This is a genomic window from Bacillota bacterium (genome assembly GCA_018333655.1).
In the GTDB taxonomy this organism is placed as follows: Bacteria; Bacillota; UBA994; order UBA994; family UBA994; genus BS524.
In genome coordinates this window covers 44,655-69,222 of the sequence record JAGXTJ010000055.1, presented here as the reverse complement: position 1 = coordinate 69,222, position 24,568 = coordinate 44,655, and the positions used below count along the sequence as shown (strand labels likewise).

Sequence of the window (24,568 nt, the reverse complement as noted above, 5' to 3'; positions counted from 1 at the left end):
TACCCTTGGCAATGCCCTTTGTTGGCAATCGCCACCTTTTTATTCCAAGCGGTTGTCTTCTATAGAGTACGCCACGAGAGTACGCGATGTAGTCTGAAATTTCCTGCTATTATGCCTCGTGCAGAGGATGTTATTTTCGTCGTCCCCTTTGTCGTTAGCTATGTTCGTTTCCTGCCAGGCGTTCTGATATTTAGCGTGCGGCGGCTCGGTGTCGTGCAATAATCCTCTAGATTTACCCCTTCACATTGACACTTTTCGATTTTAGGCGTAGAATCGTCATATCGAAACTATTTAATATGAGAGGTTAATGTGGAAATACTCTTGCAGCACACCAAAGCCTTTAAGGCGCTAGGCGACCCCAAAAGGGCCATGATCATGGACATGCTCTCTTGCGGCGAGCTTTGCGCTTGCATGATTTTAGAGCGGTTCAAAATATCGCAGTCTACGTTGTCCCACCACATGAAGTTGTTGTGTGAATCTGGCCTTGTCCGGAGCAGAAGAGAAGGCAAGTGGACGTATTATTCTCTGGATGTAGACACAATCAACCAAGCCAAGGAATATTTCTGCGCCCTCACTTCTGGCAAGGGACATTGTATTTGCGAGGGGAATGTGGACGACTGCAAGGAGTGTGACAATGGTGAGGAAGCAACATAGTATGTATAATGTCTCAACGCTCCTTTTGACCGACGAAAAATGCTGCGGGTGCGGAAGATGCGTTGAAGTCTGCCCGCATAGAGTGTACAGTGTGATAGACAGTAAGGCCCGGATAGATGACAAAGACGGATGCATGGAGTGCGGCGCATGTGCAAGAAACTGTCCGACAAGTGCCATATCCGTTGCTGCGGTAGTTGGCTGTACTTACGCCGTTATTATGGGCTGGCTTACAGGTACTAAGCCGAGCTGTGATTGTTCAGGCGGCAGCGAATGTTGCTAAGTATAGAGAAGGTGGGACAAGCGTGAGGATTGCGGGAAGCAATACGGGGCGTCCAAGTGCGTGGGCGAAGGCCCGAGCAGAATTTATAGGAACATATTGCTTGTTGTTTGCCGGTACCGGGGCGATAATTATTAACGACCTAAGCGGCGGTCTTATTGCGCACGTCGGTATTGCTTTCACTTTTGGGCTGATAGTCTTCGCCATGATTACAGCGTTTGGCGATGTATCAGGAGCCCATCTAAATCCCGCTGTTACACTCGGTTTGTTTTTCGCAGGCCGTTTCCCCGGGTCTGCGGTAGTCGCCTATGTTGCCAGCCAAGTAAGTGGCGCTGTCGTCGCCAGTGCGACGCTTGGCATCTTGTTCCCAGAGCATGCCACCCTAGGCGGGACGATGCCCGCTACTTCAGCTGCTCATTCGCTCTTGGTAGAAATACTTATGACCGCACTACTGATGCTTGTGATTCTCATCGTTCCGACTGCCGACAAGAAAAAGAAAGTCATGGCTGCCGTATCCATAGGTGCCACTATTGCTTTAGCCGCTCTCCTTGCTGGCCCCATCTCGGGCGCATCGCTCAACCCTGCTAGGTCACTTGGCCCAGCCCTTATTACAGGCGAGTTGCGTGAGCTATGGGTCTACTTAGCCGGGCCGATCTTAGGCGCAACCCTAGGGGTCGTGCTCTGTCGCTGCAGTCATGGTGGAGCTACTATTGTGCATAGATTGGGATGTCGGCGACCCTTTCTGCAATAAGCTCCTGTACTGCCTTGCTGTAGTAGCATGAGAAAGTTTCTTTGTGAAAGATCTCATAGCTGACTGACTTGGACGGGCCATGTGCAGATCGTGCGATATTCTCCATCTTGTCATATTTCGCACTATGATGTATAGTTGTCGTGCGAGGTGATAGGGAATGAGCGACACTACCAAGGTCATTACCGCTACTGAGTTTAAGATTAACCTTGGGCTGTATCTAGACTATGTATCGGCCGACCACGAAGTTGTCATTACCAAGAATGGCAAGAAGTCTGTCAGGATTACGCCTTACATCACAGACATTGAGCGCTACTTCACGGTTAAGGAGCGAGCTCTCGACTACAGCTACGGCGGCAAAAAGGTCTCCTATGCGGAGTTCATGGAGATTTACGAAAAAAGTGAACTCAGAATGGAGTATATCAACGGCGAAATTGTGCTCCTATCTTCCCCGAGCACCTTCCATCAGGAGGTTTCGGGCAACCTGCACATGCTATTGCGGTCATACCTAAAGGATGGTAAGTGCAAAGTGTTTTACGCGCCGTTTGACGTGCACTTCCACAAGCAGGGCTTTCAAACGCCGGATGTGATGCAACCCGATTTGCTAGTGAGCTGCGACGTAGAGGCAGCGGTTAACGAAAAGGGCCGGTACATGGGCACACCGACCCTGTGTGTGGAGATCCTTTCTCGGAGCACCCGCTCTAAAGACTTGGTAGACAAACTCAACACATACATGTTGTCCGGGGTCAGGGAGTTTTGGGCGGTTGATCCCGATAAGCAAACAGTGATGGTCTATGGGTTTAACGACTTCGCGGTTGATGAGCACGCCTCTTACAAACAGGGAGACACCCTAACATCGTATTTTTTTGCCGGGCTGGAAATTGGCTTAGCGGACATCTTTCAGCGCTAAGCGAAACTGCACCTAGCTATCTCCGACAAGTAGGGAGAGTAGAACGCTTGCGTTCTACTCTCCCTACTAACTATTGCCAGGCGCGCGGAGGCCAAGGGTTTATGGCGCGCGGCTTATCGAGTATTTCAGCTGCGGGCGCCCTCAAGTGCTAGGGGCGGCAGACTGTGTGGAAAGCCCCCCCTCTTGCGCGAAATCATCTCCAATCATCGATGCGAAGAAGAAACGTTTGTTAACCACAGAGGACGCAGAGTACAAAAGAGAGAAACAAGGAATTATACCGAATAATCGCACTCGTTCCATCTTCCTCTCTTTTCCACGCCTCTGTGTACTCTGTGGTTGAAATCGTGAATTCTAGGGGCGGCTCCTTTTGCTTCGGAGGTGGGCGGGGGTGTTGCTGCGACGAAGGAGCAGGAAAATGGCCTGGCGTGTCTAATTACTACAGAGGGGAGATGTTAAACGCAAGACCATTAATTAGGAGGCATAGTGAGTGAAAAAGCTAATCGCACTGTTATTTGTGGTGGCCCTGTCTATGGTGACCTTGACTGCTTGCCAAAGAGAGGAGCCTAAGGTAAAACCAGTGGCCACAATTGAGATGGAAGATGGCGGTATCATCAAAATAGAGCTAGACCCAGCGGTTGCGCCGGAGAGCGTAAATAACTTTATCTACCTTGCGCAGAAGGGCTTTTATGATGGGCTGGTCTTTCATCGCCTTATACCGGGCTTTATGATTCAAGGCGGTTGCCCAGACGGCAATGGCACGGGTGGCCCAGGCTACAGCATAAAGGGCGAGTTCGCGCAGAATGGCGTGCGCAATGCTCTAAAGCATGAACGAGGCGTTATTTCCATGGCGCGCTCGCAGTTGTATGATTCGGCCGGATCCCAGTTCTTTATTATGCATGCGCCAAGCCCACACCTTGATGGTGCCTACGCGGCCTTTGGGCGTGTCACTAGCGGCATGGAGGTAGTCGACCGCATTGTCGCTGGCCCTAGCGACCAAGCTGCCAATGGGTTGGCTCTCGAACCGCGGGCTAGGATGAAGAAGGTGACTGTAGATACCATGGGTGTTACCTTTAACCCGCCGCGTAAACTTCCCCGGTAATTGACTTTCTCCCCAGAACATTTAAAGAAAGCAGAAAGGCTGTCCAAACGCATGGTTGGACAGCCTTCAACAACTCGTTCGTGACTTACTGACAGGTCTGTTGTTTTTTCACTTCGTAAAGGATAATACCTGTCGCCACAGCTAGATTGAGAGATGAAGCCTGCCCATACATGGGAATGCGCACTGACCACCGTCCGGCAGATAGTACGTCTTCCGGCAGTCCGGGCCCCTCACTGCCCATGAGCACAGCGCAGGGGTATGAGAATGCGGCCCCTGCTAAGTCTACCTTCGCTTGGGCGGAGGTGGTAATGAGCGCTACTTGCCGACTATGGCACCAGGTCAGAAAATCATCCGCACTGGCCACTTTGATGATGGGCACGTTGAACACCGTACCCACACTGGCCTTGATGCAGAGTGGGTCGTAGGGGTCGGCGGTCTGTCCCACTAGGACAACACCCGCGCCACCGATGGAATCCACCGTGCGCACGATGGTGCCAAGGTTGCCAGGGCTCTTGACGTTAAAGAGAGCAGTCAATATAGAGTCTCGTCGTAGCTCGACTTGCGATAGAGCAGTCGGCCTCATTTTCGCCACAAGAGCGATGCCCATGGGGTTATCGCGCAGAGAAAGCGAAGCAAAGGCATCCTTGCTCACTCTTAGTATACTTGTATTGCGTTTCTCTAGGTCACTTACCATGGCGAGCGCTGCCTCGCTCCGCAGTATTTCTGGGGAGTAGATAAAGAGTTCCACGTCGTGGCCGTTCTCAATGGCGCGCAGGCATGGCTGTATGCCTTCTACCAAGCAGAGGCCAGTCTCATCTCGATAAGATTTCTGGGCCAATTTGCGTATCTCTTTAAGGCGGGTATTCTTGGCACTCGTAACTAGTTCCACTCGGTGTGACCTCCCATAGGCGTCTATGCCGCGCCGAGGCGGGCTGTTGTTCACTGTCATTAGTATAGCATCTTGTTAAGGGGCGTCATAGCTAGATTTTGGGGGGAAGGAGTGAGGTCTGTAGTCACTTTAATGCATTTGTCGGATCTTCACTTGGGTTGGCAGGGAGCATTTTTGGGGGACAAATCTGCTAGTCGGGCCGAGGAGCGTGATGCAGTCTTAAGGAAGGCCGTTGATCTTGCCCTATCGCCGCTGGAAAGTGTTGATGGCGTCATCATAGCAGGCGACCTCTTTGAGCACCATCGTCCCCCTGCCGCCTTGGTAGAGGGGGCGCTGCGTCAGCTGTCGCGCCTTACACAAGGGGGTAAGTTTCTGCTAACCGTTCCAGGCAATCACGATGAAATTAGCTACCACGATTCTGTCTACCGCCAGTATGCGGAGCGTTGGCCGGGGGTACTGGTGACGAATCCCCAACCTGCGCATGTGGGGAGCTACGCCATCCGCGGCGAGGCGGTGCACTTTTACAGCGTGGCCTACACCGGTGGCACCACGCGTTGCGACGCCCCGTTAGCCGATTTGCCACGGCAAGACCTGCCCGGCCTACATATCGGCGTGTTTCACGGGTCACTAGATTGCCCTGCTACGTGGCGAAGTCTGCCTCTGTCAAGTAAGGAACTCTCCAGAGCAGCATATGATTATGTGGCCCTGGGGCACTTTCATCAAGCGCGAAGTCATCAGCTCGGACAAATGGTGATATCATACTGTGGCGCCATAGAAGGCAAAGGTCTTGACGATTGCGGTACCGGCCGGGTACAGTTGGTAGAACTAGGCAGTGGTCGAACCACGCTACGTAGCGTCGCGCTCGCGGTGCGCCCACAGCGGGTTCTCACACTTAACCTAGATGAAGTGCCCGATGAGGCTTACTTGCGATCCTGGCTTGACGAGCGCCTAGATAAAGAAGCCCTGGTACGCATCGTGCTACAAGGCACCGAGAATTTTGCGCTGGCCGGTGAAAAAGTATCAGCCTACGCCAGGGGTTTGTGCTACCACTGCGAAGTAGTTGACCAGGCCATGGGGCTCTCTCCGCTCTATCTGTCACAGATTGCCGAGGAAGTCACTGTGCGTGGCTACTTTGCTCGTCAACTCTTGGCCAAAGCCGAAGCTGCGCCTAGTGTCGAAGAAAAACAAGAGTGCCTGCAGGCCCTTCGCTTGGGCCTGGCGGCGCTTGGCAAGGAGCATTAGGCGGTGGGAATGGTATTGTTTAAGCGACTGATTCTGCGCGGCTTGGGGCTCTACGGCGGCGAAGCCGTCTTTGATTTTTCGCCGGGCAGCAATATCTTGCTAGGCGCCAATGAGAGTGGTAAATCCACTATGGCCGAGGGCCTGTGTGGCGTACTTTTCGGTCTGAAAGCGCCTGCACTGCAGTATCGACACTGGGGAGGGAGCAGCTCTTTTGAGGGTGAGCTGTGGCTCTCGTGCCAAGGAGTAGAGTTATGCATAAGGCGTTCATTTGCCACGAACACCATTGAGGTCAGACGCGTCGACCCCGCCGGTAAGTGGCATCACTCTGCTACCGGGGTGCATAAACCAGAGGCGCATAAGCCAAACAAGGCCTATCTAGATTTCTTGCGAGAGACCTTTGGGGTCACTAGCAGCGAAGCCTTTCGTAGCACCTACTATGTGGCGCAACCCTTGCCTCTGGGACAGGCGCTAGATGCCAAGGTGCAGGAGCTTATCTCGGGTGGAGGCACCCATCACCTGGCGGCTCGTGAGTTCTTGCAGGATAGTTTGAAGAATGTGACGCGAAACTGGAGGGCCTATGCGCCTAGCCTGGGCAGCGGCACTAAAGAACGCGCCCTCGAGAAGGTACAGGACGAGAGACGGGAGCTAGAGCTTCGTCTAGCCGAACAAAGGGGAGCTACAGAGGAGCTACGGCAGGTTGAAAGCAAGCTAGACGCTCTGTTGGGAGAATTAAGAGCCAAGAAGGCGAACATTTTGGCCCAAGCTGGCATCCAAGTGGCCTGGCAACAGTGGAGTGTGATGCGAGACAAGTATGTGGCCAGCCGCGATAAGGCGCAAAAAATCGACGCCGATAGTACTAGCGCCAGCAACCTATCACAAGCGATAGAGAAAAGCACCTTGGAGCTGGCGGCGCGGGAGCTGCCCCGACTGCGAGAATTACAGTCCGAAAAGGCCGCGGCACAGACTCGGCACGCAGCTCTTAGGCTCATGGCCCTCTTAGGGGAACATGCGGTGGAGCATGTACATGCTGTGCGCCGCTTTGTTACGGAGCTCAGTGCACAACTTGAAGAACGCGAGCAAGACCTCGCACAAGCTCTAGAGAGTGAACGACAGGTCGCCTTGAGCGAAGCTCTGCTCCTTAACTGGGCGAATGACTATGAGAAGAAGTATGGGCTAGCCCCGCGGGCGCTATCTCTACAGGATTTTGATAATTTTAGTACACGACAGTCGTTACTTGAGAAAAAGTCGCGGCAAGAGGCCAGGCTACGAGAGGCGCTTTCTCGCCCTCGCCGCACAGCCTGGCCGGCAGTAGCAGGGCTACTAGCTGGAGCATTGGCCGTCATGGCTATTGGAGGGCAGATGGGGGTGGGGGCAGGGGTCTTGCTCCTTGCTCTTGGCCTCGCCGTCTCTCTATTTTGGCGCGGAAAGAACCCGGCGACTCGTATCCTTCAGGGGGAGCTACGCGAGACAGAGGGGTCTCTCGCCTCATATGACTTGTCTTCTGCCTTTCTGGATGTAGGCTCGAGCGAGTTACTGGTCGCAGCGAGGCAAGACTTTTTGTTGTACAAGGAGAGGGAAGGGACCGTCAGGGAAGGCCAACGAGTGGCCGCAGAGCGCGTGCGATACATGAAAGGTCGCAGTACTGAGTTAAGGCAGAAAATCGACGCCCTGTTGTCTAGCGGAAGCTCTGACGGTGTCAGGGGTCTGCCGCGTTACTTCGCCGAAGTCTCTGCGCTTTCCTCTTGCTCTCTAGAGGGGCGAAGATTGAGTGATGCCTTGGCCGATCTCCGTAAAGCATCTTGGGACGATTTTGAACGGCAAGCCAAAGAATATGTGGGGCTAAGCAAGCAGCTGATGCAGATTGACGTTGACCTTGCCCTGGCCGAAAAAGAGGCGCAACAAGATATTAGTACTAGGCAAGGCCAGCTAGCCTACCTGCTAGCGAACTACAATGCAGTTGACATAGCGGCCTTGGCACGTCGCAAAATAGATGCTACTACCGATATGTTGTTAGCGCGCCAAGAGTGGCTAGCGCATGTGGATAAGTATCCTGGGCTGCCGTCACCTGAGCAGGCCGACGATGTGCTCGGTGTGGACCAAGCCAAGAAAGCGCTCGAGAGACAATTGGAACTTGCACGGGCACAAGTTGAAAGCCTCGAGCAGGAAATATTTAGCTTGCGCAATCGGCAAGGCTACCTCGTTGGGCAGAGCACAGAAAGCCTAGCGCTCGGAGAAGAAGCGCTAGCAGAAGTGTTAGAGCGCGAAAGGCAGCACACCCGCGAGGCGCGGGTGCTCGGAATCGCCATCACCGAGCTAAAGAGCGCGGCCGAGGAGTTTCACACAGCGGCTAGAGGGCACATGGAAGACCGAACTACGCACTACTTTGCGGCGATAACGGGAACAGGCCGCCATGTTAGGCTTGACGAAGGATTTCACGTCTTTGTGGTGGCCGAACGGGGCAACAAAGTAACCCCGGCTGAGTTAAGCCAGGGGACTAGGGACCAGTTGTACTTAGCACTCCGTCTGGCCATGGCTGATCTTGTAAGCGCAGAGAGCACCATACCACTTCTATTTGACGATCCCTTTCTTAACACAGACAGAGAACGCCTAGCAAAAATGCGGCAGGCCGTGCTCTCCCTTGGTAGACAGAGTATTTTGCTCAGCCATAGCGATATTTTCTGCGACTGGGGCCAGCCTGTTACCGTCACACGCCAAGAACGTTAAAGATGAACCGCAATATTGGCCATGTTCGTTGCATAGGCATCGCGCATCCAGGGAATCCAAGGCTCGTTAAGATCATTGGCGCGATGCATGGCGCGCACAAAGCGTGGCAAGAAATCGAGCGCCAGCAAGAGCTCAGCGTAGGTATACTGCTCGCGTAAAGCCCTGAGAGTGATTTTGGGGCCGCCTTCTCGTGCCAAAGCCTCAAGGTAGCCAAGTAGCACGGCATCTTTATCTACTTCTTTAAAACACGGGCTTGCGCTGAGGAGGCCAATGTTGGCGAGATCAAGTTGTAAGGGGCCACGCCCGATAAGTTGCCAGTCCAGCAAGACTGCGGGTTGTGTGCAGTCTAGGGGCAAAGCGACATTTGTCGCATAGAAGTCGTTGTGGAGAATGGTCGAAGGCAAGTGGGCTAGGCGCGCTGCCACCTCGCGCAAGAGAGAGGGCAGGCGGGGCGAGTAAAGGGGCACAGCTGCCAGAGCATTAGTCCACTCGTTTCTTGCTAGCTCTTGCAGGTGTCGCAAAACGAGGTGTGCGGCAAGAGTAGTGCGCGGGTCTTGGTGCAGCCATGAGTAGGCCTTATCGGCGGCAGCTATCCTCTGTCCCCTACCGTGTAGGCGAGCATAGGTAGCGATGATGGACAAGAGCTCTAGAGTTGTGTAGTGGTGCCCTAGAGGCAGCAGACGATGGCTTTTCGCGACATCTTCTAGCACCAAGAATACCCCGCCCTGCGGCAAATGCCCGTGCCCGAGTAGAGAGGGCGCGGGTAGGTCGAGCTTAGGTTGAAGCTCCGTGTAGAACAGATACTCTGCCATGTCGACTGAGGGGTAGTTAGCCGTAAGGTAGTCAGGCATGTCTTCGCGGCGGGTAGTTTTAATGATCTTGGTTTCGCCACTCCCTTCTGTGAGGCGCGAAACCTTGCTGCCGCTCTGACCGCCTAGAAGTGGGGTAGAGCAAGTAACACTGCTATCGAGATGGCTCATGGTGCTGCTGGCGACCTCCTCTCCTTCTAGCTGCAACAGGTTAGTCGCACATACGTTTCTTCTGCACCATTAGATAAGAAGTTAGGCCCAAGAGGGCTACATAAGTCATCAAGATCATAGGGGTTTTTGCGCTGTCTGGAGCGCTTTGGTAGAGAGTTGCGCTGCCAAATGCTAAAAACATGATGGCCGCACTGGCCTGTAAAATACGCGGTGGCACGCGTTTGCTGAGCCAGCCGCTCATGCTGATGCCGACTAGTTGCGCCGCTACCAAGCCTAAACTTGCCCCTGCCCACATGAGGAGCGGGGCGTCGAATTTGGCAGTAAGTCCTAGCGTGACCAGCTGAGTCTTATCGCCAAATTCTGCGACAAAAAAAGAGAAGAAAACCGTCCAAAAAGGATGTTTCTTGGTAGCGGTTTGCGAGGGACACATATCCTCGCGCTCGCCCTGCCGCATGGTCCAGAAGCCAAACACTAGGAAGCCCATGCCCGCGAAGAGCTGCAGGGTGGAGAGCGGAATAATCCTAGTCAGGCCCTCGCCCATCAGCACGGCTAGCGCTGTATTAAGTACAGCTGCCGCAGCTGCCCCCGCAAACACCCGTCGCATGCCGTACTTGGCCACAAAGGCCATGCACATTAGTTGGGTTTTGTCGCCTAGCTCGGCCAGAAAGACAACAAAGGCAGCAGTAACGAGGGAGACTAACAATTTCATTCCTCCTCGGTTTCGGTTCTGGTCTCTAGAAACAAAAGACTCTCGGCGCTGTGCGCCGAAAGTCTCACCAGCCAATTAAATTGGCCTCGGCAGCCAGGGCTCATCACCCAGTATGTTGACGCCGAGTTAAGGTTACTCCCCTTCATGCGAAATAATTATAGCACAGTGGCCACTGCGTAGCACGTTCTTTTAAGACGGACCGAACAACGCAAGTTGCCTTAACACTACGATAGTAGTTGCGTGTTATACTCAAGGGGAACGCTCGCGAGGAGGTAATCGAGATGAAAATCATAAAGGGTTATGTGTGGCCGATTATAGTCATCCTTATTGGTGCGCTGTGTTCGGCAGCGTCATTTAACATGATGCTCTTGCCCCACCGCATGCTGGCGGGTGGAGTCTCTGGCATGAGCATTATTATTGGTACACTGACGGGGTGGCCCATTGGCATACTTGTCTTGATCTTCAACCTGCCCATTTTATACCTTGGTTACAGATATATCGGCGGTAAGTTTATTATGCTAACTTCTTTTGCCGTATTGATGTTTTCTACGTTTTTGGATTGGGTACCAGTAAGCCCCGCCGTAGATGACATTATACTCGCGTCAGTCTTTGGCGGGGCTATGAACGGTTTGGGGCTCGGCTTGGTGTTTAAAGCAGGGGCCTCTACCGGCGGTACGGATGTCTTGGGGGTTATCTTGAACCGCAAGTTTTCGCTATCCATCGGCGAAGTGCTCATGGCCTTCAATGCCATCATCGTGGGCCTGGGCGCCGTGCTCTTTGATTTGACCTCGGCCCTTTACACCTTGCTGGCCATGTTTGTCACGGCCCGCATCGTTGATTCGATGCAGTCCTCGCGTGACAAGAAAAATGTGCTGATCGTTTCCACAAAACCCGAAGAAGTGGCCAAGGCTCTAAATGCAAAGCTGCTGCGTGGGGTTACCTTTCTCCACGGCGAGGGGGCGTACGAACAACAACCGCGTAAAGTGATTGTCTGCGTGCTCACTCGCTTTGAACTAGTCCAACTTAAAGAAACGGTCTTCGCTATTGACCCGACGGCCTTTATGACCATATCTGATGTCGAAGAAGTAGTGGGACGCTTTGCCGCCTACAACCCGTTTCGCAAACACTAAATGAATAATCTACTTCTAGTTGATACCTATCCAGCCAAGCCGCTTGAGGATGGGCATAACACCTAGGAACATGGGGAAAGTAATGAGAGTACTAACTGTCATACGTGCGAGGTTAAAGGGTAGGATGGCGGTCAAAAGCATAGCGGAGCGCCCCGCTTCTGGCACACCCCAAGCGGCTAGGGCCCATGTGGCGTTAGATACATGCATGACGGCCGTCATAGCGAGCCCACCCGCGATCATACTAATGAAGGCGCCGAGCTTAGTCGGCATTTTCTTGTAGACTAGCCCAGCCACCAAGGCGAAAGACGCCGACGCCAGAAAGTTTTGTATAGATCCAACCGGGCCGCTTGTACCCTTGGTCAGTAGGAATAGTGTGGCCTTAATAAACGAGATTACGACTCCGGCGAGAGGGCCGAAGATAAACGCGCCGATAAGGGCAGGTACATCACTAGGATCATATTTGAGAAAAGGCGCGGAGGGGATCAGGGGAACCTGCAGGACAAACATGAGGATGTAGCTCATGCCTGCTAGCATCGAGATGATGACTAAGTTGCGTGTTTGCTTGTTCATAGGTAAACCTCCCTTATTGTGCTGGCTTTGCCTGGTGCGAGTGTGGCCATCACCGTCAACAAAACAAAGCCCCGACAACGATCGGGGCGCAAAGATAGCACAAGAAATAATGCCATACCTTCTTTCATCCAGACTTTACTGTCGGCCCTAGAATCACACTAGGTCTGCCAAATGGCTCGTGGGCTAGCTTGCGCATTACCACCGGTAGGGAATTACACCCGACCCCGAAGGTTATTATTCAGTTACTGCTACCATACTATCGAAGGTCATGGTCCATGTCAAGGGGCGTAATTCTGCAGATTGGAGGTGACACATGAAGAAAGGCGCATACTTGGTAGTACTTATGCTCGCCGTGGTAGTTGTAGGGGCTACGGGTTGTGGTCTCTTCGTCAACCGTTACGATCGAGAACTAAAGCGATTTCTGCCTAATGTGAGCGGGTTCACATGGAAGTACTCTGGTTTTTCGGGATACGATCACGAGATGTCTCTTCGCTCTATTGAGGCGCGCCGTGGCCTGACGAAGTATCATATCGCAGGGACAGTTGGTGACCCTTCGGGGGGAGAGGCCGTGCGCGATCGTTCGCTCACCATCACTTACATCATCAATGATGGTGTTTGGACGCAAGAGAAACAAGAAGAAAGCATGATGGATTCCGAGTTTGACCGGCTCGAGCTGCTGCGTGGCCCTATCGTAGAGGGTACCACCTGGAGCCAAGAACAAGTAGATCAGGAGGGGCGACGGCGTGTACTCGACAGTTTAATAGAGGACATTCGCCTAGAACCGCGGCGTGTGGTTGTAGTTGTCTATCGTGAACGCGGCACACCCTACTTCGAGCGGCGCGAATTTACGGAGGGTGTAGGCGTCACTCTGTTTGAAAAGTTGTGGATGAGTCCGCTCGGCAATTTCGAGATCGGGTATACCTTGTTTCAAGGTTTCTAGCATAGGGCGACACTTGTTCCATAAAAAGACTTGTGTAGTTTTAGTTGCTATGTTATAGTACCTAAGTGTGGTGACTCGCCTCGCATTCGGTGTGAATTGCCGCCTCCGGTACTGCGCAAAGTAGTGTTGGAGGCTTTTTGTTGAGTCTGAGAGAAGGTCTTACAGTTGGGCATGCTGAGTCGGGCGTGCTTGCGAAAGCCCTTCGCCCGCGGGATGCACCATAAAGAAATAAACAGGAGAGATGTAAAGTTGTCCAATTTTGTTAATTTATCACTAGGAGCACAGGTTCTGCAGTCCATCGCCGAGATGGGTTTTGAGGAAATGACGCCTATCCAAGCTCAGGTGATTCCTCTTGCCCTAGAGGGCAAGGACGTCATCGGTCAGGCACAAACCGGCACCGGCAAGACCGCTGCTTTCGGCATTCCCTTGGTGGAGCGTCTGCAAACTAATGTCAACTATGTGCAGGCCTTAGTGCTCGCCCCCACGCGAGAATTGGCTATGCAAGTAGCAGAGGAGCTTAACCGTATCGGTCAGGTTAAGGGAATTCGTAGCTTGCCCATTTATGGCGGGCAGGAAATCGATCGGCAGATGCGCGCCATGCGGGCGTATCCCCAAATCATTGTAGCAACCCCAGGGCGACTTCTAGATCACATACGTCGGCGCACCATTAGGCTGCAAAGTGTTAATTTTGTCGTGCTCGATGAGGCGGATGAGATGCTAAACATGGGCTTCATCGAAGATATCGAAAAGATATTAGAGCAAACCCCCGCAGAGCGCCAGACGATGCTGTTCTCTGCCACCATGCCCGAAGCCATCAGAAATTTGGCCACACGCTTTATGAGGAATGCGATGCAGGTTGCGGCTCCCGTGAAGGAGCTAACAGTATCGACCATCGAGCAGTTCTATACTGAGGCTAGAGAGGGACAGAAGTTTGACATTCTCTGCCGTTTGCTCGACACCTCTACCCCAGGTTCATCAATTGTCTTCGGCAGGACTAAACGTCGTGTCGATGAGGTCTCTGAGGCCCTCATTAAGCGCGGGTATGCGGCGATGGGCATTCATGGTGATCTCACGCAATCGAAGCGTGACCTCGTCATGCGTAGGTTTAGAGAGGGCACCATTGATATCTTAGTGGCGACAGATGTTGCCGCTAGGGGACTAGACATTGAAGGCGTGTCGCATATTTACAATTTCGACATTCCCCAAGACCCAGAGAGCTATGTGCACCGTGTGGGACGCACTGGCCGCGCCGGAAGGGCAGGCCAGGCTACCACTTTCGTCACCCCGCGTGAACTTGACTTGCTACGCGTTATTGAGCGCATCATTAATCGCAAGATTAAGCGTCGCCCCAGCCCGAGCTTTAGTGAGGCTCTTGAAGGACAACGCAGATTAAGCATGGAAAAGTTGCTGCAGATTGTTGAGGAGGGCACCATTGAGCACTACACCTCAGCGGCTGAGGTGCTCTTAGAGAGAGCGGACTCAGTGGCCCTAGTCGCCGCAGCGCTAAAGATGATAACCAAGGAGCCGGATGAAACACCGGTAGCCATTACGGAAGAGGCTCCCTTGCGTAGCACGCGTCGCCCTCGCCCGCCACACAACGCACCGCCGCACTCGCGTCCGCGGCAACATCGTGACAACAGAGGTCGTAGAGAACCTTCTTACAGATAGGCTGTCTAGAAAAAGACTACCCTTTAGCGGGTAGTCTTTTTTCTCTCACGAATAACACAGTGTATTTCCTAGCTATGATATAATCGGTGCGGTGATGTAGATGAGAGTTGTTTCTTTGGCCAGTTCAAGCGTGCATGGCAACGCCTACTTGGTCGGTTGGGGAAGCACAAATGTGCTAGTTGACTGTGGCCTGCCCATCCGCCGGCTCGAAAAGAGCTTGCAGGCCCTAAACATTGACCCTCACACGCTAAATGGAATATTTGTCTCCCACGAACATGGGGATCATGTTCGTGCTCTGCAACTTAGAACGCCGTTCCCCACCAAGTACCATGTGCCCAGTTACAGTTCTCACTTGCTGTGGTCGGGGCAGAGCAGTTTTGGGCCTGTGCCTCATGCTCTGTGCCGAGCTATGGAGCATGGAGAGAGCGTCCACGCGGGTGCTTTGACGGTTGCCGCGTTTAAGAAATCCCATGACGCTATCGCGCCCCTAGGTTTTCGCTTAACAGCGCCCGATGGCACCAGTGTAGCTGTAGTCACAGACCTTGGCGAGGTCACGGACGAGGTTGTGCGAGGCGCTTTGGGCTGTGACTACCTCATTTTTGAAAGCAACCATGATCGCGATATGGAGCAGAGCTCCGGACGCCCGTGGTCTCTCATTAGGCGCGTTATGGGCCGGTACGGCCACTTGTCAAATGACGAGGCGGGCGAAGCCTTGACGGCACTTATTACAGAGCGGACTAAGGGCATTATGCTGGCGCATCTCAGTCTAGACTGCAATACACCTGCACGAGCGCTGCAAACAGTCTCCTCGCATTTACGCCGACTGCGGTATGATGGCGTGCTCACTGTGGCCAGCGCCTGGGAAACAACTGTTTTAGTGGATACAATGACAGAGAGCGCAGGTCTAGACTGAGAGCGAGTAATGCTCTACGGCTTCGGCCGGTTTAACTTAGCTAGGCTCGCTGCCATAATGGCCATGCCGGCGCTAATCTGGCTTTCTGAAGTAGCGGCAATGCTAAGCCGCAGATAGTTTTTGTAGTCATAGGGCGCCAGGCTAAATTGTGCGCCGGGAGTAAACGACACTCCCTGGGGGGCGGTTAGCTCTAGTAGGGCGTTAGACTGCGTTGCGGGCGACAACTCCACCCAGCAATTCATACCGCCCTTGAGCGGGCTAAAGTGCGCTTCACCCTGCAGATGCTTTTTTAAAGTTGCATAGAGAGCGACTGCTCTCTCACCATAGATGCGGCGCAGAGATTCCTGGTGCTGTTGCCATTTGCCGCTCTCTAAGTAAAATTGGAGGGCGCGTTGCGTTATCCCCGAACTTCCTAGGTCGACCGCTTGCCTGGCCTTGTTTAGCGCCGCGCTGAGCGCATGAGGCACGACGAGAAAACCAAGGCGTAGCCCAGGCATAAAAAGCTTCGAAAAACTTTTCACGTACAGCACCCTGTCAGGCGCGTCCTGCCACAGTGGGCGCGGGCGAGAAGCAGTGTAGTAAAGCTCAGAGATATGGTCATCTTCGATGATGTAGTAATCGTTCTGTCGTGCAAAGGCAATGAGTGCTTGTCGAGATTCATGACCGTAACTAATTCCGGTCGGATTATGGAAGTTAGGAATGGTATAGATCAGCCTCGGGTTCTGTTTTTGTGCCTGAGCAAGCTCCTTGACGCGCAGGCCTTGATACCCTAAAGGAACACCGATGACACGCGCATTACAGGCCGCGAACACTTGCAGTGCTCCTCCATAACTCGGACATTCCATGAGAACGGTATCCCTCGGGGAGAGCAGTACTTGGGCCAAGAGAAAAATCGCCTGTTGCGCACCCGAGGTAATGTGTACTTGGTCCGGATCAACGTCCATGCCCTGACTTGCTAGGTAGCCGGCGATGGACAGTCGCAGCTTGGGGTAGCCCTGTGCTTCTGGATAGGCAAAGGCCTGACCGCCGTCGCGTTCAAGCACTGCCTGGAAAGCAATTTTGAAGTCGTCGACCGGAAAGTACTCGGGCGAAGGGGTGCCCGAAGTGAAGTCTACTGCGAACTGTTGTGCTGCTCTGGGAAGGGGGCGCTCGGTAGCCTGTGGCGCCCGATAGGTGCCGCTGCCTTTGCGGCTGTACACCATAGCCTCGTCCTCTAAGAGCTTAAGTGCGGACACAACGGTGGAAGGATTAACTTTGTAGACCTCGGCGAGGCTACGCACAGAGGGCAGCTTGCTATGTGGAGGCAGGTTGTGGAACTTATTGCGCAGATGTTCGGCCAGTTTGACATAAAGTGGCTTTAAGATGCTCTGTGGAGGCCTCTTCATGCTTTCTCTCCCCCTTGACAAGCTTTCTACAGTAGTTATAATTGCCTTGACAGTGTGGGCCATACAGTTAGAACTGTATCGGTACACTGAACAATTGTCAAGGAGTGGATTTCGTAATGCGTACCGATTTGAACAAGGGCCTAGCCGAAATGCTTAAAGGCGGCGTGATCATGGATGTAGTAAACGCCGAACAGGCTAGAATTGCCGAGGCAGCTGGTGCCTGTGCCGTTATGGCGCTCGAGCGCGTTCCATCTGATATACGCCGCGATGGCGGAGTAGCTCGCATGAGCGACCCCGAGCTTATTTTAGAGATTAAGCAAGCCGTAACCATCCCCGTCATGGCGAAAGTGCGTATCGGCCACTTCGTCGAGGCACAAATTCTCGAAGCCCTGCGCATTGATTTTATCGATGAGAGCGAAGTGCTTACTCCGGCTGACGATCAGTACCATATTGATAAGCACCGCTTTGAAATCCCCTTTGTGTGCGGCGCACGTAACCTAGGCGAGGCTTTGCGGCGCATAGGCGAAGGCGCAGTGATGATTCGCACTAAGGGCGAGGCAGGCACGGGCAATGTGGTCGAAGCGGTTCGTCATATGCGTACCATGATGTCGGAAATACGCCGCGTGCTGCTCGCTCCTGACGAAGAGCTTATGACTCTCGCCAAAGAGTTTGGCGCCCCCTTTGCCTTGCTGCAAGAAGTTAAGCGCCTAGGCAAGCTCCCTGTCGTTAATTTTGCCGCCGGTGGCCTAGCCACTCCTGCCGACGCTGCACTGATGATGCAGCTAGGTTGCGACGGTGTTTTTGTGGGCTCGGGCATTTTTAAGTCGTCTAATCCCGCTCGTCGCGCTGCCGCCATTGTCGAGGCGACCACACATTTTGCCGACAAAGAAAGGCTGGCGCACATCTCGCGCGGGCTTGGCACGGCGATGAGTGGTCTTGAGATACAGAGTCTAGCGACAACATTTGCGGAGCGCGGCTCTTAATGCGCGTAGGTGTACTAGCCTTGCAGGGTGCTTTTCGCGAGCACCTGAAGGCAGTCCAAACATTAGGACATCAGGCGCGTGAGGTTAGAACAAGTGCAGATCTCAAAGACATCGACGCCCTTATTTTGCCGGGTGGGGAGAGCACAGCCATGGGCAGGATCATCGCCCGCAATGACTTGCTCGAACCGCTGAGGGAGTTTGCCTCACACAAGCCCACGCTCGGGACTTGCGCTGGTGCTATTCTTTTGGCGAAAACCATTGTGAATGAGGGCACGCCTTATCTTGGTCTTCTGGATATCTCCATACAAAGAAATGCCTACGGCTCACAGCTCGACAGTTTCATCGGGCGAGGCGACGTGGGCGAAATCCGCGATTTTCCGCTGGTCTTTATTCGTGCGCCCCTGATCACGGCGTTAGATCCCGCGGTAGAAATTATCGCCGCTATCGGGGATGACATTGTGGGGGTGCGTCACAAGCACCTGTGGGCCTTAACATTTCACCCCGAAATGACGAGTGACACTCGGCTGCATGCTTGGTTCTTGCAGGGAGTATAGACCCCAGAAAACCATATAGTACTGTAAGAGCTAGCCAGTTGATGGGCTGGCTCTTTGTTTTGGTTGGGGTAGTTTGTATAGGTATGCCGAGCCGCTAGTGGGATTCACCATGTATGCGATTATAACGGAATAGAGTAGAGGGGCGATGGGCAACATTATTAAGCCGAAACTATTTTAGGGGGCGCGATATGACTGGTAATGTGGCAGTATTTATTGACTACGAAAATGTCTACTGGAGCACTAAGAATGCCTATGGATTCACCCCAGAAACCGAGAGGTTAGTCGATGGTCTTCGCCAACATGCTATGAGATACGGAGAGGTAGTACTTATGTTGGCCTACGCAGACTTTGACCACGTCGAGTTTAAGGGCCTGCAGACCGAGCTACAACGCCGCTCCGTGGAACCAAGACATGTCTACTCGGTATCCTCAGAGGAAGGAAGACGCAAGAACGCAGCCGACATTGAACTTTCACTAGATGCGCTTGAGATGGTCTACACACGTGGGGATATCGATCTGTACTACATTGTCTGCGGTGATAGGGATATGATTCAAGTAATTAAAAAACTTCGTACCCGGCGCAAAAGAGTGCACATAGTAGGTGTCGAGCGGACCACAAGTCGAGACCTCAAGCAGTTCGCTGATGAATATTGCACCGTCGAGGACATACTGAATATCGAAAAAAGTCGTACCGTGGAGTCGGGGATTATTACCCCAGACGTAGCCTACCTCATTCGCAAAATTGACGGGCTGGAGCGTTCCTGTATGCTCTTTGTGGGGCTAAAGCTTTTGACCAATCGTGTACTAGGCCATTTGGCTGACCCGCAGAGAGTGGTATCGAGGGCTATCGGTGACGGCATCCTTGAAACCTACAAGGTGCCTAACCCCAGCAATGCCGACTTTCCCACCACAGCTTGTCGCCTCAACCGCGAGCACCCCTTCGTTCAGGAGATTTTGCGCGTCGCCGCCAGCTGAATCGCTAGGGACGGTTCTTCCCGCTTCAGGCGGCATCCTGAGGCCTAGCAAGTAACGGCTAGGCCTTTTAGTGTGCTAAAATGTAAGGGAATAAACAAGTAAACGACGGCAAAGGCGTTGAGGAAGAAGTAATGAAAGAAGTAGTAATTTACACGGACGGCGCCTGCTCTGGCAATCCTGGTCCAGGCGGATGGGGCACAGTGCTCCTATATGGCGAGACACGCAAAGAACTTAACGGGGCAGAAGTGCTCACGACTAATCAGCGCATGGAGCTAAAAGCTGCCGTTATGGCTCTGGCCGCTCTAAAGATGCCCTGTGCAGTCACCTTGTACAGCGACAGCGCGTACCTAATTAATGCCTTTGTGCAAAACTGGTTTGCCAAGTGGGAAGTGAACGGTTGGCTTAACAGCAAGAAACAGCCAGTAGAAAACGCGGACTTGTGGCGTGAACTGCGAAGTCTCGCCAAGGAACACCGCGTGACTTGGGTTAAAGTTAAAGGTCATGCGGGAGTGCCGGAGAACGAGCGTTGCGACCAGCTCGCCCGTGCTGCCATAGCAGGTCTGCGTGCCTCTAGCGCCACATAGAGAGAGGAGGACTTCACGTGCTGACCAAGATCGCGCAGAACCTCTATCGGTTGCCAAGGAGCGGCGCTATGCTGGTAGAAGGCCGCGTCTATTTAAGCGATGCCTTGCGTGAGCAACTAGGTGAGGATGATTCTCTGCAGCAATTACGAGACGTAGCCTGTCTGCCTGGGGCTTTTAAGCATGTTGTGGGTCTGCCCGATATGCACAGTGGGTTTGGCATGCCCATTGGCGGCGTATTAGCAACCGATGCCGAGTCTGGGGTGGTGTCAGCCGGAGCTGTCGGCATGGACATTAACTGCGGTGTTAGATTGCTGGCTACTGATATCGAGGCAGCGGAGCTCAGTGCTAAAACTCTGCGGCAGTTGATGCTATCGCTAGAAACACGCATCCCCACTGGCATTGGCAAAAAAAGTCCCCAGGGCGAGCTCCGCGGCAATTTAGCCCGCGAAGTCCTAACCCTAGGTGCGAAGGCAGTAGTTATGCAGGGTTACGGAAACGCTAACGACCTGGCCTTGACAGAGGAAAACGGAACGTTACCTGGGGCCGACCCAAGTTCCCTTACCAAAGCCGCCCAAGAGCGCGTCGGGCAGTTATCAACCCTAGGTGGGGGAAATCATTTTCTCGAGTTCTGTGTCGTGCAAAAAGTGCTAGACAGTGAGGTGGCCAGCAGTTTTTCGCTGCGGCAAGGCACCCTCGCTGTACTAATTCATAGCGGTAGCAGAGGGCTAGGGCACCAAACTTGCACAGATTTTTCTAAGCTTATGCTGCTTGCCGCCCCGCGCTATGGTATTAACTTGCCGAGCAAGGGGCTTGCTGCCGTTCCCATTCAGTCTAGCGAGGGGCAATGCTACCTCAGTGCGATGGCCTGTGCCGTTAATTACGCCTTTGCCAACCGCCAGCTTATGGCTCATGCGGTGCGCGAGGTGCTGCGCGAGGTGCTTAATGTGCCCCCACACGAGGTCCGGCAGGTGTATGACGTCGCCCACAATATCGCCAAATTTGAAGAGCATTTTGGGCAAAAAGTACTCGTTCATCGCAAAGGCGCCACGCGGGCGCTTCCTCCTCAGCATGCGCAGAATCCAGAGCCATACAAACAAAGTGGCCATCCCGCCCTCTTGCCGGGGAGCATGGCCACTGGCTCCTATGTCGTAGTTGGTACACCCCTATTAAGCGAAACATTCTTCTCGGTCAATCATGGGGCGGGTCGGAGTATGTCGCGTAGTCTCGCCCGCAAAAGTATCAGCGAAAGCGAACTATATGGAAGCTTGGGCTCCACACTCGTCAGTGCACGAAACATGCGTAGTATTATCGATGAGGCGCCTGCGGCGTACAAGGACATCGATGCTGTCAGTGCAGTGCTCGCAGATATCGGCATGACCCGGCTAGTAGCACGCCTCAAACCGTTGGCCGTAATTAAAGGTGAAGACGAGGCCTAGCGTGGCTTTCTATCGAGAAAAGAGGCCGCACTAAGACCGGCGACTGCCCCCTCACCTACTGCTTTAGCGAGCTGAAAGGGGCGTCCGGTACAGTCACCGGCGGCGAAAACGCCAGGAATATTCGTGGCCATCTGTCGGTCGACGTCAATAGCTCCTTGCGAGAGGGCTAAGTCAGTGAGTAGTTGCTCCACCGGTGTTACCTCGCGGAAAATAAACACGCCATCTACTTGTAGTTCTCTGTCGCGTAGCGCCAGCTTGGTTAGGTGGTCTTCGCCTAGTATGCCGATAGGCTTGCCGGGCACCACTTCTATGTCGTCATGAATATCCGCAAAAGGTATGTTCTGCGGAATGAAGTAGACCTTGGCCGCAATCGTAGCGAGAAAATTGGCTTCCTCTACTGCCTCACTGGTGTAGCCCACCACCGCAACTACCTTGCCTTTGTAGAGAGGACCATCGCATGTTCCGCAGTAACTTACGCCAAGACCCACAAAGTCGCGTTCTCCAGGTAGGTAGCTTGTTTGTGAGATGCCCGTGGCGAGAATTAAGCTGCGGGCCTCATAGATTTCGCCCTTGGCTGCCAACATAAAACCGGTCCCTGTTGAGACAATGGTATCTACTCTATGGCGGTGGATAGTCAGCCCCATGTCGGTAAAATGTTTTAAGTAGCGTTGCCCTAATTCAGACCCCGAGAGGGGGAGGCCAAGGTAGTTTTCTACCCAAGGCGCGCTCTCAAGTTTTGGGCTACAGACCTCTGCCCCGAAAACTTGCACTTTCTTGCCGCGTATCTTGGCATTTATCGCTGCCGACAGCCCCGCTGGTCCACACCCAATAATGGCAATATCAAAACTCTCCATCTCGAAAAAACCTCGGCTTTCGCAATTTATTACAAAGTGATATCATGAACGCAAGGCTTAACCACATCTAAGATAGAGGATATATTATACCCACAGGGGTAGTCAACAACAAATTTACTGCTACAAAGCATTTTTGGAGGTGTTCATCATGGTGTCCACGACCAACGCCGAAATTCTGGAGAAAGCCATGCCCGACTTGCAAATGCGCTTGCGGCGCATTGAAGGCCAAGCGAGGGGCCTCCAGCGCATGCTAGAGGAACGCAGAAGCTGTGAGGATGTCGTCACCCAAGTGGCCGCTCTTAAGGCCGCTGTAGAACAGGTAGGGCTGACAATGGTGGCCTGTCTCTTGGAAAGTGCCGTGAGACAAGCGGTAGAGCAGGGCGTCAGCACCGATGAGGCAGTGAGCTACGCCAAAAAATACTTAAACCAGTTGTAGTTAGGAACGCGAAGCGGTCTCTATAGCGACATGGTCTTAATAGGGCGCGAGTTTAGGGGCAAGCAAGGATGTTTAAAAGGAGACGGGACCTGTCCGAAAGGACTTAGTCCGTCTCCTTCTTGTTCAATGGGTAAGGGTAAAGTCGTTATGGCAGCAAGCGACCAAAGAGAGCGCGATACTTAATACGGTAGATATCGGTGTTGTCGATAGTTCCACTCACCATGTCAGAGTGTAGGCCAAAGGCGCGCGTTACTATGCTGCCAGAGTGGTCCCAGCGCGATGACCATGCTATGGCAAAAGGAAAGCGGCGGCCATTGCGATCGGGTGCGGACATAAAGGGCGGTGTACCAGTGCCGTCTCTGCCATCAAGCAGTTCGGTGAAGTATATTTCACCGGCGCGGTTACGTAACACTTGTGTAGGTACCACATTGCCTGCGGCGTCAAGAACGGGGTTCCCCAAAATGGAGAGGCCGCTCGCCTCGCTATCAGCTGCAGTGATGACGAGTGTGTTGAGATGACTCTTGGCGAACTCTAAAGCCACGCCAATACCGTCGTCAGCACGCTTGGTCGCTTCTATGGTGCCACGGGCATTAAGAGCGCCATTAGCCAAGTTATCGGTGCCTTCTTCTTCGGCAACCAGGTAGAAGCCCTTGTCTTGATTGCGTGACAGGATTTGAATCGCTGCCGTCATCATCTGGGCAAAGGTAGGAGCATTGGGGTCGAAGTCTGGTAGGCCCTCAGCGCGAAGCTGCTCCTCGGTATATATGTAACGTGGTGAGGCCTCTTCGTTATTGTCGTTGTAAGTATCATGGGCGGCAAAAAGTCCAAGCACGCGCGTGGTATTGACAGGTAGATTTAGCAATTCTTCGCGCGTGTAGATGACGCGGTAGCCTCTGGCGATAGCTTCATTGATGAGGTTCACGCCGTCTGTCCTCCGTCCGCGCACACCATGCCGGCCAGTAACAGTGTTAGGCAGGAACCATACTTCGCCACCACCAAAGATAACATCAATTTGTTGGCCGTCAGGGCGAATGATAAGCTCGCGAGCGATGCCAAGATGGTCGCCGCGGTTGACAACGCTGGCACCCCACACGCCTGAACCAGGTTCAGTTATCGTGCCGGTGTTAATCATGCCCACCGAGAAGCCAGCAATCTTTGCTTCTTCCAAAATGGTGTGGGGTTGACCGGAGCGCGAAATAATCTGCACGTTCTGCTGATCCATACCGAAGGAGCCATCCCACACTTTGACGCCATAAGCATGTGTTACAGCACCGCCATTTGAGGTGCCTACTAACTCGTTCAGCATGTGCCCTTTGTACACCGCCGTAGCCGGAAGCCGGTCCCAGTTTAGCTCGCCATCGGGCCCGGAGTGTAGCATTCTGGCCGCGGCAAAGAAGGACGGCGAGGCGCCATCGGGATGGATGAAAATAACATTGCGGGGGCCATGGTCGGTAAAGATGGAAACAGTGCGAGAGGCGCTGTCCCACCTAGTGCGTAAGCCTAAGCTGCTGAGAAAGCTAAGCGGCACGACTGTGCGGCCGTTCTCTATCCGCGGTGGTGCATCTAGTGCTACAGCGCGATCGTTCACCTGCGCAGTACGATCGTTAATGCGCAGCATGACGTGCACATTGTGGCCGTGGGCCAGAATGGTACTTGTGGCCGACATCCACTCAAGCTTTAATCCCATAGCATCACTGACTGGGCGCCAAGGCACCATGATAATGTCGTTGACAGTAACAAGAGGTGTAGCAGTGACAATGGCTCGTCCATCAAGGACGATGCTCATGGTCGCACCGGGAGTGAGTGCTGCTGTTAGGGGTGAGGTGAGTAAGAGAATGAGCGCGACGACGGTAGCAGTGAGTCCCATTAGAGTTTTACCGATTTTCAATGTGGAATCCCTCCTTGTATA

The 24,568-nt window shown here is 53.4% G+C and carries 24 protein-coding genes and 1 riboswitch; of the genes, 17 read left to right on the top strand and 7 right to left on the bottom strand.

The window, feature by feature from the left end; translation table 11 throughout:
• Positions 1-309 precede the first annotated feature (309 nt).
• The 5 genes from KGZ92_10175 (at position 310) to KGZ92_10155 (ending at position 3,688) form a co-directional block, all read left to right on the top strand.
• Positions 310-654: a winged helix-turn-helix transcriptional regulator gene (locus KGZ92_10175; protein MBS3889631.1), complete on the top strand. Its 345-nt coding sequence runs from the start codon at positions 310-312 to the stop codon at positions 652-654.
• A 1-nt stretch (position 655) separates the two neighbouring features.
• Entirely contained in the window at positions 656-934 is a 279-nt protein-coding gene (locus KGZ92_10170; protein MBS3889630.1) for a 4Fe-4S binding protein, read from the top strand.
• Between the two features lie 28 nt (positions 935-962).
• Positions 963-1,682 carry an aquaporin gene (locus KGZ92_10165; protein MBS3889629.1) on the top strand — a complete coding sequence of 240 codons (720 nt, stop codon included), beginning with the start codon at positions 963-965 and terminating at the stop codon, positions 1,680-1,682.
• 157 nt (positions 1,683-1,839) lie between these two features.
• Positions 1,840-2,589 carry a type II toxin-antitoxin system prevent-host-death family antitoxin gene (locus KGZ92_10160; GenBank protein ID MBS3889628.1) on the top strand — a complete coding sequence of 250 codons (750 nt, stop codon included), beginning with the start codon at positions 1,840-1,842 and terminating at the stop codon, positions 2,587-2,589.
• A gap of 529 nt (positions 2,590-3,118) precedes the next feature.
• Positions 3,119-3,688, top strand: coding sequence for a peptidylprolyl isomerase (locus KGZ92_10155; protein ID MBS3889627.1), 570 nt, complete (start codon positions 3,119-3,121; stop codon positions 3,686-3,688).
• Between the two features lie 85 nt (positions 3,689-3,773).
• Here the strand turns inward: KGZ92_10155 and KGZ92_10150 are convergent, their stop codons facing one another.
• Complete coding sequence (locus KGZ92_10150; GenBank protein MBS3889626.1) at positions 3,774-4,577, bottom strand: RNA methyltransferase; 804 nt, start codon at positions 4,575-4,577, stop codon at positions 3,774-3,776.
• A gap of 111 nt (positions 4,578-4,688) precedes the next feature.
• On the opposite strand from KGZ92_10150, the gene KGZ92_10145 reads away from it, so the two are divergent.
• The gene (locus tag KGZ92_10145; protein ID MBS3889625.1) at positions 4,689-5,819 is read left to right on the top strand and encodes a metallophosphoesterase family protein; all 1,131 of its coding nucleotides are present in this window, start codon (positions 4,689-4,691) and stop codon (positions 5,817-5,819) included.
• Between the two features lie 3 nt (positions 5,820-5,822).
• A complete protein-coding gene (locus KGZ92_10140; protein ID MBS3889624.1) occupies positions 5,823-8,543 on the top strand; it encodes an AAA family ATPase in 2,721 nt (906 codons plus the stop codon).
• Here the strand turns inward: KGZ92_10140 and KGZ92_10135 are convergent.
• Both KGZ92_10135 and KGZ92_10130 read right to left on the bottom strand, forming a co-directional pair.
• Positions 8,540-9,523, bottom strand: coding sequence for a phosphotransferase (locus KGZ92_10135; GenBank protein MBS3889623.1), 984 nt, complete (start codon positions 9,521-9,523; stop codon positions 8,540-8,542). The two genes, KGZ92_10140 and KGZ92_10135, sit on opposite strands and share 4 nt — an antisense overlap.
• A 40-nt stretch (positions 9,524-9,563) precedes the next feature.
• A complete protein-coding gene (locus KGZ92_10130) occupies positions 9,564-10,232 on the bottom strand; it encodes a TMEM165/GDT1 family protein (protein ID MBS3889622.1) in 669 nt (222 codons plus the stop codon).
• A 281-nt stretch (positions 10,233-10,513) separates the two neighbouring features.
• Here KGZ92_10130 and KGZ92_10125 point away from each other — a divergent pair, with 281 nt between their 5' ends.
• The gene (locus KGZ92_10125; GenBank protein ID MBS3889621.1) at positions 10,514-11,362 is read left to right on the top strand and encodes a YitT family protein; all 849 of its coding nucleotides are present in this window, start codon (positions 10,514-10,516) and stop codon (positions 11,360-11,362) included.
• A gap of 15 nt (positions 11,363-11,377) precedes the next feature.
• On the opposite strand, the gene KGZ92_10120 is transcribed toward KGZ92_10125, so the two are convergent.
• Positions 11,378-11,932 (bottom strand): ECF transporter S component, encoded by a 555-nt coding sequence (locus KGZ92_10120; protein MBS3889620.1) that lies wholly within the window; start codon positions 11,930-11,932, stop codon positions 11,378-11,380.
• A gap of 112 nt (positions 11,933-12,044) precedes the next feature.
• A riboswitch (FMN riboswitch) is annotated at positions 12,045-12,168 on the bottom strand.
• Positions 12,169-12,245: 77 nt separating this feature from the next.
• Here KGZ92_10120 and KGZ92_10115 point away from each other — a divergent pair.
• The 3 genes from KGZ92_10115 (at position 12,246) to KGZ92_10105 (ending at position 15,453) form a co-directional block, all read left to right on the top strand.
• The gene (locus tag KGZ92_10115) at positions 12,246-12,872 is read left to right on the top strand and encodes a hypothetical protein (protein MBS3889619.1); all 627 of its coding nucleotides are present in this window, start codon (positions 12,246-12,248) and stop codon (positions 12,870-12,872) included.
• Between the two features lie 213 nt (positions 12,873-13,085).
• Entirely contained in the window at positions 13,086-14,540 is a 1,455-nt protein-coding gene (locus KGZ92_10110; protein ID MBS3889618.1) for a DEAD/DEAH box helicase, read from the top strand.
• Between the two features lie 100 nt (positions 14,541-14,640).
• Entirely contained in the window at positions 14,641-15,453 is an 813-nt protein-coding gene (locus KGZ92_10105) for an MBL fold metallo-hydrolase (GenBank protein MBS3889617.1), read from the top strand.
• Positions 15,454-15,467: 14 nt separating this feature from the next.
• On the opposite strand, the gene KGZ92_10100 is transcribed toward KGZ92_10105, so the two are convergent.
• A complete protein-coding gene (locus tag KGZ92_10100) occupies positions 15,468-16,838 on the bottom strand; it encodes a PLP-dependent aminotransferase family protein (protein MBS3889616.1) in 1,371 nt (456 codons plus the stop codon).
• A 116-nt stretch (positions 16,839-16,954) separates the two neighbouring features.
• Here KGZ92_10100 and pdxS point away from each other — a divergent pair, with 116 nt between their 5' ends.
• The 5 genes from pdxS (at position 16,955) to KGZ92_10075 (ending at position 21,369) form a co-directional block, all read left to right on the top strand.
• A complete protein-coding gene (pdxS, locus tag KGZ92_10095; GenBank protein ID MBS3889615.1) occupies positions 16,955-17,821 on the top strand; it encodes a pyridoxal 5'-phosphate synthase lyase subunit PdxS in 867 nt (288 codons plus the stop codon).
• Complete coding sequence (pdxT, locus tag KGZ92_10090; GenBank protein MBS3889614.1) at positions 17,821-18,375, top strand: pyridoxal 5'-phosphate synthase glutaminase subunit PdxT; 555 nt, start codon at positions 17,821-17,823, stop codon at positions 18,373-18,375. The genes pdxS and pdxT overlap by 1 nt, the downstream gene beginning before the upstream one ends.
• Positions 18,376-18,563: 188 nt before the next feature.
• Positions 18,564-19,349 carry an NYN domain-containing protein gene (locus tag KGZ92_10085; GenBank protein ID MBS3889613.1) on the top strand — a complete coding sequence of 262 codons (786 nt, stop codon included), beginning with the start codon at positions 18,564-18,566 and terminating at the stop codon, positions 19,347-19,349.
• Between the two features lie 131 nt (positions 19,350-19,480).
• Positions 19,481-19,933 carry a ribonuclease HI gene (gene rnhA / locus KGZ92_10080; protein MBS3889612.1) on the top strand — a complete coding sequence of 151 codons (453 nt, stop codon included), beginning with the start codon at positions 19,481-19,483 and terminating at the stop codon, positions 19,931-19,933.
• 68 nt (positions 19,934-20,001) lie between these two features.
• A complete protein-coding gene (locus KGZ92_10075; GenBank protein MBS3889611.1) occupies positions 20,002-21,369 on the top strand; it encodes an RtcB family protein in 1,368 nt (455 codons plus the stop codon).
• Here KGZ92_10075 and KGZ92_10070 read toward each other — a convergent pair.
• Positions 21,366-22,223 (bottom strand): FAD-dependent oxidoreductase, encoded by an 858-nt coding sequence (locus KGZ92_10070; GenBank protein MBS3889610.1) that lies wholly within the window; start codon positions 22,221-22,223, stop codon positions 21,366-21,368. The two genes, KGZ92_10075 and KGZ92_10070, sit on opposite strands and share 4 nt — an antisense overlap.
• 148 nt (positions 22,224-22,371) lie before the next feature.
• Between KGZ92_10070 and KGZ92_10065 the strand changes: the two genes are divergently transcribed.
• Positions 22,372-22,659 (top strand): metal-sensitive transcriptional regulator, encoded by a 288-nt coding sequence (locus KGZ92_10065; protein ID MBS3889609.1) that lies wholly within the window; start codon positions 22,372-22,374, stop codon positions 22,657-22,659.
• Between the two features lie 145 nt (positions 22,660-22,804).
• On the opposite strand, the gene KGZ92_10060 is transcribed toward KGZ92_10065, so the two are convergent.
• Positions 22,805-24,547 carry an alkaline phosphatase gene (locus KGZ92_10060; protein MBS3889608.1) on the bottom strand — a complete coding sequence of 581 codons (1,743 nt, stop codon included), beginning with the start codon at positions 24,545-24,547 and terminating at the stop codon, positions 22,805-22,807.
• Between the last annotated feature and the right edge of the window lie 21 nt (positions 24,548-24,568).